At 32.6% G+C, this 11,389-nt stretch carries 14 protein-coding genes; 3 read left to right on the top strand and 11 right to left on the bottom strand.

Annotated elements, in window-relative coordinates:
- Positions 1-92: 92 nt before the first annotated feature.
- A complete protein-coding gene (locus ACFCYN_RS23670) occupies positions 93-302 on the bottom strand; it encodes a hypothetical protein (RefSeq protein WP_375952274.1) in 210 nt (69 codons plus the stop codon).
- A gap of 86 nt (positions 303-388) precedes the next feature.
- A complete protein-coding gene (locus tag ACFCYN_RS23665) occupies positions 389-754 on the bottom strand; it encodes a hypothetical protein (RefSeq protein WP_375952271.1) in 366 nt (121 codons plus the stop codon).
- A gap of 194 nt (positions 755-948) precedes the next feature.
- Here ACFCYN_RS23665 and ACFCYN_RS23660 point away from each other — a divergent pair, with 194 nt between their 5' ends.
- Entirely contained in the window at positions 949-1,545 is a 597-nt protein-coding gene (locus ACFCYN_RS23660) for a DedA family protein (protein ID WP_375952268.1), read from the top strand.
- 88 nt (positions 1,546-1,633) lie between these two features.
- Here ACFCYN_RS23660 and ACFCYN_RS23655 read toward each other — a convergent pair whose 3' ends face one another.
- Genes ACFCYN_RS23655 through mce form a run of 3 tightly spaced genes read right to left on the bottom strand, consistent with a single transcriptional unit; the run spans position 1,634 to position 4,740 of the window.
- Positions 1,634-2,752 (bottom strand): M20/M25/M40 family metallo-hydrolase, encoded by a 1,119-nt coding sequence (locus tag ACFCYN_RS23655; protein ID WP_375952265.1) that lies wholly within the window; start codon positions 2,750-2,752, stop codon positions 1,634-1,636.
- A gap of 39 nt (positions 2,753-2,791) precedes the next feature.
- Positions 2,792-4,333, bottom strand: a complete 1,542-nt coding sequence (locus ACFCYN_RS23650) for an acyl-CoA carboxylase subunit beta (RefSeq protein WP_375952262.1) — start codon at positions 4,331-4,333, stop codon at positions 2,792-2,794.
- Entirely contained in the window at positions 4,333-4,740 is a 408-nt protein-coding gene (gene mce / locus ACFCYN_RS23645; RefSeq protein WP_172443947.1) for a methylmalonyl-CoA epimerase, read from the bottom strand. Before mce ends, ACFCYN_RS23650 begins: the two co-directional genes overlap by 1 nt.
- A 124-nt stretch (positions 4,741-4,864) precedes the next feature.
- Between mce and prli42 the strand changes: the two genes are divergently transcribed.
- Positions 4,865-4,957: a stressosome-associated protein Prli42 gene (prli42, locus tag ACFCYN_RS23640; protein ID WP_172443946.1), complete on the top strand. Its 93-nt coding sequence runs from the start codon at positions 4,865-4,867 to the stop codon at positions 4,955-4,957.
- A gap of 93 nt (positions 4,958-5,050) precedes the next feature.
- On the opposite strand, the gene ACFCYN_RS23635 is transcribed toward prli42, so the two are convergent.
- Together ACFCYN_RS23635 and ACFCYN_RS23630 are read right to left on the bottom strand one after the other, a co-directional pair.
- Complete coding sequence (locus ACFCYN_RS23635) at positions 5,051-5,557, bottom strand: L,D-transpeptidase (protein ID WP_216854069.1); 507 nt, start codon at positions 5,555-5,557, stop codon at positions 5,051-5,053.
- A 15-nt stretch (positions 5,558-5,572) separates the two neighbouring features.
- Positions 5,573-6,538, bottom strand: a complete 966-nt coding sequence (locus ACFCYN_RS23630) for an aromatic acid exporter family protein (protein WP_172443945.1) — start codon at positions 6,536-6,538, stop codon at positions 5,573-5,575.
- A gap of 235 nt (positions 6,539-6,773) precedes the next feature.
- Here ACFCYN_RS23630 and ACFCYN_RS23625 point away from each other — a divergent pair, with 235 nt between their 5' ends.
- Positions 6,774-7,298, top strand: coding sequence for an acyl-CoA thioesterase (locus ACFCYN_RS23625; protein ID WP_172443944.1), 525 nt, complete (start codon positions 6,774-6,776; stop codon positions 7,296-7,298).
- Positions 7,299-7,486: 188 nt separating this feature from the next.
- Here the strand turns inward: ACFCYN_RS23625 and ACFCYN_RS23620 are convergent, their stop codons facing one another.
- The 4 genes from ACFCYN_RS23620 to ACFCYN_RS23605 all read right to left on the bottom strand — a co-directional run bounded on the left by ACFCYN_RS23620 (position 7,487) and on the right by ACFCYN_RS23605 (position 11,129).
- Positions 7,487-8,209 carry an amino acid ABC transporter ATP-binding protein gene (locus ACFCYN_RS23620; protein WP_375952257.1) on the bottom strand — a complete coding sequence of 241 codons (723 nt, stop codon included), beginning with the start codon at positions 8,207-8,209 and terminating at the stop codon, positions 7,487-7,489.
- Positions 8,202-8,861 (bottom strand): amino acid ABC transporter permease, encoded by a 660-nt coding sequence (locus ACFCYN_RS23615; RefSeq protein ID WP_375952254.1) that lies wholly within the window; start codon positions 8,859-8,861, stop codon positions 8,202-8,204. The genes ACFCYN_RS23620 and ACFCYN_RS23615 overlap by 8 nt, the downstream gene beginning before the upstream one ends.
- Before the next feature lie 77 nt (positions 8,862-8,938).
- Positions 8,939-10,279: an aspartate aminotransferase family protein gene (locus tag ACFCYN_RS23610; RefSeq protein WP_172443941.1), complete on the bottom strand. Its 1,341-nt coding sequence runs from the start codon at positions 10,277-10,279 to the stop codon at positions 8,939-8,941.
- Positions 10,280-10,373: 94 nt separating this feature from the next.
- Positions 10,374-11,129 carry a transporter substrate-binding domain-containing protein gene (locus ACFCYN_RS23605; RefSeq protein WP_172443940.1) on the bottom strand — a complete coding sequence of 252 codons (756 nt, stop codon included), beginning with the start codon at positions 11,127-11,129 and terminating at the stop codon, positions 10,374-10,376.
- Positions 11,130-11,389: the final 260 nt, after the last annotated feature.

Genomic DNA, 11,389 nt, shown 5'->3' with positions numbered 1-11,389 from the left:
GTTAAGGCTCTTATAGCCGGCTGTGATAATCCCTTTGGTAGGGAATTGTCATTCATACATATACCTCCATTTATTTAAAAACTTTTATCTAGCTATTTCATTAAATCAGTTTTCATACGATTTGTTATCGTATGATTTACATCCTTATATTTAAAAAATTGTATGCTATGATCATTTGAAGCTACAAAATCAATTTGACCATCAATTGATATTATACTGTCCTTTTCGCCATGCAAGAAAAGAATTGGCTTATTAGTAAAATTTTCTTTAAATTTCGGATCATATGTTGTAATCGTTGCCAAGTCCTTCTCATCAATAGTATTTCTTCCATCTTTTTTACAAAAATCCTTCTCAGAAAAAATGAAAGAGCTTGATCCATTAATATTTATTAGTCCAGCATAACTCGTATTTGAAAAAAATATGCCGCTAGCAATAAATCCACCCTTGAACTTCCAAAGAGAATTGTTTCTTCTTTCTTTAAATTAAGGGTATTCATTAGTTCATTTTCTTCATCAATTGTATAGAAAATCGTTTTCCAGAAATATGATTGTAAAACCTTCTGGTCAAAATGGTTGTTTAGCGCTTCTCTCATAACATGATATTTAATTTCAGGTATAACTACTTTAAATCCAAGTTCTGATAATTCAATCCCTAAGTTCATTTGAGATTCAATTGTTGAACCCCAGCTGTGAAACATAACAATCGTTTTATTTCTACTAAAGTTATTTGGGCAAATTTCATAAAAATTAATCATTTTTCCACCTAATTTTAATTTTTTTCAATTACTATTAAATCCTTTTAATAATAACAAAATTATTTGAATTTTGAATTGCCTAATTTATGAAAATGCTATAAAATACTTTTGTTTGTACAAAATGATATTATCTTACTCAAATTAATTAGCCTAACTACTTCACGCGGAAAAAAACGAGGATGTGTATTAAATCAATGGTTCATCATTTAAACGTATTAATAAATCACTATGGTTATTTAGGCATCATTTTAGCATTAATAGGAGGAATTATTGGTTTACCCTTACCAGATGAAATTCTTTTAATTTATATAGGTTATAATGTGTTTCAAGGTAGATTATCCTATATACCATCAATAGCATGTGCCATTATTGGGATCATTTGTGGTATTTCTTTAAGTTACTTACTTGGATATATGTTTGGTTTACCATTATTAAATAAATATGGTCCGAAAGTACATATTACTGAGAAAAAAATTGAATTCACTAAAAGTTTATTTTCAAAATTTGGACCCTATATACTGATAATAGGTTTTTTTATTCCAGGGGTAAGGCATTTGACTGCATATTTTGCAGCCATTAATAAATATTCTTATAAAAAGTTTTCTATGTATGCATTTGTTGGTGCAATCTTATGGGGATTCACTTTTATTACATTAGGTAAAATTTTTGGAGAAGAATGGGATAAAGTAGCTTCTATTTTTGCAAAGTATAGTTTAGTGATTTTTCCATCTGCTTTATTAATCGCAACTATTTTCTATTTTGTATGGAGGAAGCGATTAAGTACAAATTAAAGATTTAATAGGATTAAAGCTTTAAAAATAGATTGTTGTATTAAAAAAGACGAAACACAAAGTGTTTCGTCTTTCTCATTTTTATATATTATTTTGCAACTTCTTCAACAATTGCAATAACCATTTCAGCTGTTTTTACTAGCTCTTTAATTGGCATTCTTTCGTTAGTTGTGTGGATTTCTTCATAACCGATTGCTAAGTTTACGATTGGGAAACCGTGACCTGCGAATACGTTGGCATCAGATCCACCACCACTTTGTTGTAATGCAGGAGTACGTCCGATTTTTTCTGCTGCGCGTTTTGCAACTTCAACTACGTGGTCTCCTTCACCAAATTTAAATCCAGGGTACATAATTTGTACTTCTACTTCAGCGCGTCCACCCATTTCAGTAGCTGCTTCTTCAAATGCTGCTTTCATTTTAGCTACTTGAGCTTCCATTTTTTCGCCGATTAATGAACGAGCTTCAGCTAAAATATTCACTTGATCACATACGATATTCGTTGCACTTCCACCTTCAAAACGGCCGATATTTGCAGTAGTTTCTTCATCGATACGACCTAGTGGCATTCTAGCAATTGCTTTAGAAGCAATCGTAATCGCTGATACACCTTTTTCAGGTGCTACACCAGCGTGAGCAGTTTTACCATAAATAGTAGCAATAACTTTTGCTTGAGTTGGAGCTGCTACGATGATATTACCTACTTCTTCATCGCTATCTAATGCATATCCGAATTTAGTCGTGATTAATTTTGGATCCATTGCTTTTGCACCATGTAATCCAGATTCTTCACCAACTGAGATAATGAATTGAATTTCACCATGTTCAATATTTTGTTCTTTAATTTGTTTAGCCGCTTCTAAAAATGCTGCGATACCAGCTTTATCATCTGCGCCAAGAATAGTTGTACCATCTGTAACGATGTAGCCATCTTTAATTGATGGTTTAATTCCTTTACCTGGAGTTACTGTGTCCATGTGACAAGAGAAGAAAATACCATCTACTCCTTCTTTAGTAGCAGGAATTGTAGCAACAATATTTCCAGCACCGTGACCTGTAACACCCATTGTGTCGTCTTCAAAAACATTCATTCCAAGGGCTTCCAATTTTTGTTTTAAAACCTTTGCAATTTCAGCTTCATACTTAGTTTCAGAGTCTACTTGTACTAATTCTAAAAATTCATCGACTATACGTTGTTCATTAATCATTTTGAGTCATGCCTCCATATTGTATATGTAAAAAAATGTCTACAAAGGTATATTACCATGTTTTTTAGCTGGACGCTTTTCATTTTTGTTTTTTAGTATTTCTAAAGATTGAATTAGCTTTTTTCTAGTCATCTTTGGATCAATAATCTCATCGACTAGTCCATATTTTGCAGCTATATATGGATTTGAAAATTTCTCTTTATAAAGATCCATCCACTCAGATCTAATCTCCTCAGGATGATTACTTTGAGCAATTTCTTTTCCATATAGTATATTTACAGCTCCTGCAGCACCCATTACAGCGATTTCAGCGTTTGGCCAGGCAAATACTAAATCTGCTCCAATTGATTTACTATTTAAAGCAACGTATGCACCACCAAAAGCTTTTCTTGTAATGACTGTAACTTTTGGAACTGTTGCCTCAGAATATGCGTATAAAAGCTTAGCGCCATGCCTTATTATACCTCCATGCTCCTGTTTTACACCAGGGAAAAACCCTGTCACATCTACAAAAGTTACAATCGGTATATTAAAACTATCACAAAAACGAATAAATCTTGCTCCTTTATCGGCAGAATGTAAATCCAGTCCGCCTGCCATAAACTTAGGTTGATTACAAACAAGTCCTAATACTTCTCCATTTAACCTAGCAAACCCAACGACTAAATTTTTTGCAAAGCCTTGATGTACCTCCAAAAAAGAGTCTTCATCTACAATCATTTCGACTATTTTTTTCACATCATATGGCCGACTACTCTCATCAGGTATTAATTCCATTAAATCATCAATCTCTTTGTCATTCTTCATTTTAATAGGAGCTTTTTCTTCCCAATGTGAGGGTAAATAATCCAATAAGTTTCTAACTACATTTAGTGCCTCTTCTTCCGTTTTTGCATGAAAATGTGCATTACCACTAATTTCATTATGTACTTTCGCTCCACCTAAATCTTCTGCAGAAATTTTTTCACCAGTTACACTTTCAATTACCTTTGGTCCAGTTATAAACATTTGGCTACTTCCATTAACCATTATGACAAAATCAGTTATTGCAGGAGAATAAACCGCTCCCCCTGCACATGGGCCCATAATCACTGAGATTTGCGGTACTACACCGGAATAGATGGTATTGCGATAAAAGACATGTCCATAACCATCCAAGGAAAGTACACCTTCTTGAATTCTTGCGCCACCTGAATCGTTTAAACCAATTATAGGAGCCTTGCACTTTACTGCCATGTCCATTATTTGACTAATTTTTTTTGCATGCATTTCTCCTAAAGCCCCACCAAATACTGTGAAGTCTTGAGAAAATACAAAAACCGTTCGATCATTTATCGTTCCATAGCCCGTTACGACCCCATCACATGCTCCCGATTGCTCATCCATTCCAAAATCTGTACAACGATGCTCTACAAAACTATATAACTCAACAAAGCTACCTTCATCTAATAACAGATCTATTCTTTCTCGAGCTGTAAATTTTCCACGTTCATGCTGTTTTTCGATCCGTTCAAATCCACCGCCTTGCTCTATTTCAGATTTTTTTTCATACAGTCTATATAAATCATCATATTTACTCATTATACTTCCCCCTTGTTTTGAACAATTTCGATTAACATGCCAAATTGTTTAGGGTGTATAAAAACAGCTTTTGAACCATTAGTTCCATTACGAGGTGAGTGGTTAATTAAACTAAATTGACGTTTTTTAAGTTCATTTAGTGATTTTTCAATATCATCAACTTGAAAAGCAATATGATGCAAACCTTCACCCTTTTTTTCAATGTATTTATGTACAGGGTTAATTGTAGTAAGTGGCTGGATTAATTCAATATTGATTTTCTTTGATTCAAAAAATGCAATTTCTACTCCTTGATCGTTTACTATTTCACGATAAGAATAAGATAATCCTAATTCATTTTCATATTTTTTTATGCTCTCGTTTAAATCTTTCACACAAATCGCCATATGATCTATATTTGTGAACATTTCTTGACCTCTCCTTTTAACCGATGCTTTTATTACATACATATGCTAAAATAGGACAAGACTTGTATTAATCTTATAAATAATTATTAATCAAATGTAATTCTTAATTTAAGGTGGTAATCACATGAGAAAAAAAACACAAAAAATAGTCGTGATGATTATGTTAATTTCAATGCTTGCTACTACTTTACTTGCAGGTATCGCTTCTTTACTATAAAGAACTGGATAGAGACTTTAACTATTTGACAAATACAATGGAAAAGAGGATACATCAACAAGATTTTGAAATCTAACTGATGAATCCTCTTTATTATTTGATTGCTCCATGTTCACGAGCTAATTGTTCAAACGAATTTGATGATGTTGTTATGTAAACCTTTGTTCCATAAGGAATTTTATCATAAAGCTTATTTACATCATTTGTGTACATCCTTACACATCCATTTGATATATACTTTCCAATAGTTGAGGGATCATTATTTCCATGTATTCCATAAATTGATCCATCCGTTCCTAATGCATCAAAACCAATCCACCTAGAGCCAAGCGGATTTTTTGGATCCCCTCCTGGAATATTCTTTTTGCGCCAATAAGGATTTTTCGCTTTATATGTAATATTAAATATACCTTCTGGCGTTAAATCTGCCGTTTTCCCAGTAGCAATTTTATAGATTCCTTGTATTTTACCGTCTTCTACGTATGCTAAATTATTTACTTCCTTATTAATAATAATAAATGGCTCACCCACTTGTGGATTTTGGCCAAGTGGCCAAACCGGACCGACTACTAAAAACAGTGCCAGAACTAATTTAAGCAAACCAATCTACTCCCTTCAAGCTAACGTTGAATATTTCCCTTTAAACTTTGACTTCATAATTAAAAAACTTTCCATTTCATTAATGATTGTTAAAACCGCTGCTCTTGTTTCAAAATCATCAGCAGTTTGTGGTAGAGGCATAGCCCGAAACATATGATAGATTTCTTCTAACTGATGCAAACAAATAACTCCACTTATAATCGGGTTTATCGAAAAGCTTAGATCATTAAAAAACTTTGACAAAATGATCGACTGCTCATTACTTACTTTAATGCTGCAAACTGTTTCAATTATGCGATGAATAGCAGCAAGCTGTCTTTCTCTTAATAAAAAGTATTCGTAATCCTCGTCATTCGAAGATTTAAAATAATGGTTGTCTATTTCTAATTTAGAAATTTTTTTCGCTTCTTGTAGTAATTTTACTGTTTCATCATATTCTTCTAAAAAACACTTATTAGACGGCTCTTTTAAAAAAATAGAAATCTTCTCGAAAATAAAACAAAATTTAGAGTCTATTTTAACTTTAAAGCTTTTAATCTGATCGTCTAAACTAGGCATATATAAATTACAAAGTAAGGCCACTCCAATTCCTATTACAATAACAGTTAACTCATCTAATATGATTGGAATAGTTATTTTTTTTAATCCATACAAATGAAGCATAATGACTGTACTAGTAAGAACACCTTCTTGAATTCTAAGCGCTACTAGAAATGGAATGAAAAATAATAGTAATAATCCTATTGCTAGCGGTGTGTATCCAAAAATATGAAAGAAAAAAATACAAAAAAGTATGATGAGCACGCATGCAGTAAACCTTCTCCAAGCTGTATCTAATGAACGTTTTTTAGTTGGTTGAATACATAATATTGTTATTGTTCCGGCAGACCCATAAAAATGAATCCCGACTGTTTGTGCTATAAAAATTGCTGCAGCACTGCCCAATGCAGTTTTCACAATCCTTGAACCAATTCTGTACATAACATCACCGTTACTATTGTTTTACTTAATATCGTAATTGATTCATTAATGGCATGTCGGGCAGAAAGTTATTATCTTAACTATTTTATTTTTGGAAAAGGATTAGGAATGTAAAAGTTAGGAATTCTAAGAAAATGAAAAATGAACACTATTATAAAAAGTAGTAGTGCTTTTGAAAACTAGGGGATTTTCTAATCCTTTTCTTTAATACTAATTCTAAAAAAGGTGTGAATTTATGAGTTCTAAATATTGTCATGAATCACGTTCAACTTTAACTGTTCGGGTTTTCCCTACTGATTTAAACAATCACCAAACGCTTTTTGGTGGAAAAATTCTTGCTGACATGGATATGATTGCTTCTATTACAGCTGCTAAACATTCGAGGTTAAAATGTGTCACTGCTTCAATTGATCATGTAGACTTTTTGCATCCAGTAACTGAAGAGGACTGTATTTCTTATGAGGCATTTGTTGTCGTTACTGGTACATCATCAATTGTCATTTTTGTAAAAGCAATTGCAGAAAACTTAATTACTAGTAATCGTCGAGTTGCTGCTACTTCATTTTTAACATTTGTTGGCATGAAGGATAATAAGACCGTACCAGTTCCAACAATCATTCTTGAAACCGACGAAGAACGAGAACTAGCTGAGATTGCAAAAGCACGAATTGAAAATCGTAAAAATAATAAATTAATCAGTAAAAACATTGAATCAATCATCTCTACAAAGCCTTTAAAATTAAAACAAAATGATGATTAAGGTCTAAATTACATAAAGAAAACTCGCCGATTGGCGAGCCGTCAGGCGAAGACAGAGTCGTAGTTGCACTTATACCTAAAATTGGCATCTCTCGTCTACTTTTCTTCACCGCTGCCAATTTATACTCTCTTAATGTGAAAAAAAAGAAACTGAAAATTTTATCTTCAGTTTCTTTTTTATGAATCAAATTATAATACTTTATCAAGAAATAATTTTGCACGAGCAGTTTTTGGACTTGTGAATAGTTCATTTGGAGTTGAATCTTCCACTAGATTTCCTTCGTCTAAGAATAAAATTCGATCAGCTACTTCCTTTGCAAATCCCATTTCATGTGTAACGATTACCATTGTCATACCTGTGTGAGCTAAAGATTTCATTACTTCAAGTACTTCTTTTACCATCTCTGGGTCTAGTGCTGAAGTTGGCTCGTCAAATAACATTACTTTTGGTTCCATCGCAAGTGCTCTTGCAATTGCAACACGTTGCTTTTGTCCACCTGATAGTTGAGGCGGATAAACATTTGCTTTCTCAAGAAGACCTACTTTATCTAAAAGCTTTTTGGCTTTCTCGTCTGCCTCAGCTTTGCTCATACCTTTTACATTGATCGGAGCATACGTTATATTTTCTAGAACTGTCATATGTGGGAATAAATGAAAATGCTGAAAAACCATCCCGACATCTTCGCGTATTTTCATAATATTACTTTTTGGATTTGTAATTTCAATTTCATCCATCCAAATTTCACCTTTTGATGGTGTTTCTAATAAATTCATACAGCGTAAAAAAGTAGATTTACCAGAACCAGACGGCCCAATTACAGCTACAACAGACCCTTGATCAATGATCGTATTGATACCTTTTAATACATGAACATTACCAAAGCTTTTATTTAAATTCGTAATTTTAATCATTTGTACGCATCTTCCTTTCAATATATTTACCTAGAAGTGACAATAACATAATTATAATATAGTAGATTCCAGCTACAAAAATAAGTGGCTCCATAAATGAGTAAGTCTCTCCACCAACTAAAAATGCTCTTCGCATTAAATCTGATGCACCAATTACAGTAACCATAGCTGATTCTTTCGTTAAGGTAATAAACTCATTCATCAATGCTGGTAAAATATTTTTAAATGCTTGCGGTAAAATAATTTTTGACATCATTTTACGATAAGGAATTCCTAGTGCAGAAGCAGCTTCTTGTTGTCCTTTATCAACTGCTAAAATACCTGCACGAATAATTTCTGAAACATAGGCTCCGGAATTTAATCCAAAAGCTAAAACCGCTGCTGGAAACTTCTCAATATCGAAACCAATTAATTGTGGCAATCCATAATAAATGATCATTAATTGCAAAACCATCGGCGTCCCACGAAAAATTGATGTATAAAAATCAGCTATGACAACTAACCATTTTGCACGGCTAATTTTCATTAATGCTAGTAATATTGCTAAAATTAGACCTAATAAAATTGAACAGCTAACTACAAGTAGTGTTAATTTTAGTCCGGCTAATATATATGGCATAGAAGGAACAATTTGTGAAAAATCTAAATTCATATTGTAGTACTCCTTTACGATTGACTTAAAATTTCAAAATATTTTCGACAATATCTGTTTAGATAAAGAGCACTGGTTTAGAAACCAATGCCCTTTGTTTCGTATATTTCATATCCAATGGATTGCTCATATTCTGTTAATGCTTCATCTAAGATTGCTAACCCATCATCTATTTGATTCTTTGTAACTGTTAAAGGTGGGATCATACGAATAACTTCACTGTTGTTACCACAGAAATAGAATAAAACACCTTTTTCCAAAGCAAGATCAAGAATTTTAAATAATCCATCACCATCTGGTTCGTTTGTCGCAGGGTTAATGATTTCAATACCGATCATTAAACCGATTGAACGAATACTTCCAATCATAGGGTGTTTTTCTTTTAATTCATTCAGCTTTTCAACCGCGTATGCTCCAACTTCTTTCGTATTATCTAATAACTTTTCTTCTTTAATAATTTCTAAAACAGCAAGTGCAGCTGTACAAGCTATTGGATTTCCACCAAATGTTGTACCATGACTACCAAGTGGCCAAAGTTTCATTAGTTCATTTGATGCTACAGTTGCACTTAATGGAATACCATTAGCAATACCTTTTGCAATCGCCATAATATCTGGTGTCACATCAAATGTATGTGCAGCAAACCAATCACCTGTACGTCCAAATCCAGTTTGAACCTCATCAAATATTAATAAAATATTATTTTGATCACAGATCTCACGAATTTTCTTTAACCAGGCTTTAGGAGGTACAATATATCCACCTTCTCCAAGAACAGGCTCTACAATTACTGCAGCAACTTCTTCTGGAGTTACTTGGTGATTAAATAAACGTTTAAAATCTTTTTCTAATTGTTCAACTACATATTGTTCTTCATCATAACCTTCAGGGCATTCTGAAACATTTGCATAAGGTATTTGATAGGAACCTGATGGTTGTAAAAATTTTCGATACTTACTTTTTGAAGTAGTTACACTTAATGCCCCCATAGAACGGCCATGGAAACAACCGATAAATGAAACAATATATGGACGTTTAGTAGCATGTTTCGCTAGTTTAATAGCTCCTTCAATTGCTTCTGTTCCACTATTTCCAAAAAAGAAAGTATCTAAGTTACCAGGAAGAATTTCAGCCAACTCATCTGCTAGTTTTAAAATAGATTCGTATATAATTACTCCAGAAGGACCATGAGCTAAAGAATCCGCTCCGTCTTTAATTGCTTGTACTACTTTAGGATGGCGATGTCCAACATTTGTAGTAGCAATACCCGATGTAAAGTCTAAGTACTGTTTACCATCAACACCATAATAGTAACAACCCTCTTCTTTAACTACCGGTAAGTTAGGATGATCCTTTGCCATGCTCGGTGCAAGACGTAAAGGCATTTTTTCCAATAAGTGACTCCAATCTTTCTCCATCAATAATTCCTCCCCTTTTTACAACAAAAACTTCTATCTCTTTTGCTATACCCTAAAGCTCTTAATCTTTTATATTTCTTCAAAAACTCTTTTCTTATTTCATTTCTCCGAACCATTTCTTAACTAATTTATCAACAGTTCCATCCTTTTTTAATTCAGTTAATGCTTTATCAAACTTTGGAGTTAATTTACTACCTTTTGGAAGAGCTACTGCTGAACCCGATTGTTCATAGAAATCTTGCATCATTACCCCTTGCATTTCCTTTAATTTATTCAAATAGCCACTCGCCACTGATTGTTCAATAATTACAGCATCAAATCTTCCAGCTTTTAATTCTTCTACTAATTCAGGAATTCGATTACGGTTTTCAACTTTAAATCCAGCCGTTTTAGCAACTTCAATTGCTTTTGTTTCTTGAATCGAACCAGCTTGTACACCAACTGTTTTCCCTTTTAAATCACTAACACTTTTAATATTTGAATCTTTATTTATAACTACTTCATTTTGGTCCGTAAAGTATGGTGCAGTGAAATCTGCGTTTTTAGCACGCTCGGGCGTCTTTTTCATACCTGCCATAATGAAATCTACTTTATCTGCATTCATAGCTGTAATTAATGAGTTAAAATCAATATCTTTTACTTTAACTGTATAACCAGTTTTCTTACCGATCGCTTTCGCTAAATCAACATCAAAACCTACAATTTTATCATTTTGTGTGTCAATAAATTCATAAGGCTTATAATCCGCACTTGTACCTAATACTAAAGTTTTATCATCTGACTTATTACATCCAGATAACATTCCAATTGATAATGCTGATGCAGCTAAAACTCCGACTAATTTTTTCATACTATTTTCCCCCTGATTTTTTAAAATTCAAATTTATTTTTTCTTCTATCATTTTTAGCATTCTATTAAACAGCTATTTTTGTCGAATGAATAATTATTTTATAAAATGAATTTTAACACATACTAATAATTATGCAAATACATTTTTAAGTATTTTTATAAAAATTCTTTAAAAACCTTATTTAATAAGGATATTCCCAAAAAATATTTTAATCAAAATTCATTTATTTTATATATTTATACATTCATATGAATAATAG

This window comes from Gottfriedia sp. NPDC056225 (assembly GCF_042267765.1).
Lineage (GTDB): Bacteria > Bacillota > Bacilli > Bacillales > Bacillaceae_G > Gottfriedia.
Note: the sequence above shows the minus strand (reverse complement) of the source record. Positions and strands in the feature narration are given on the sequence as shown.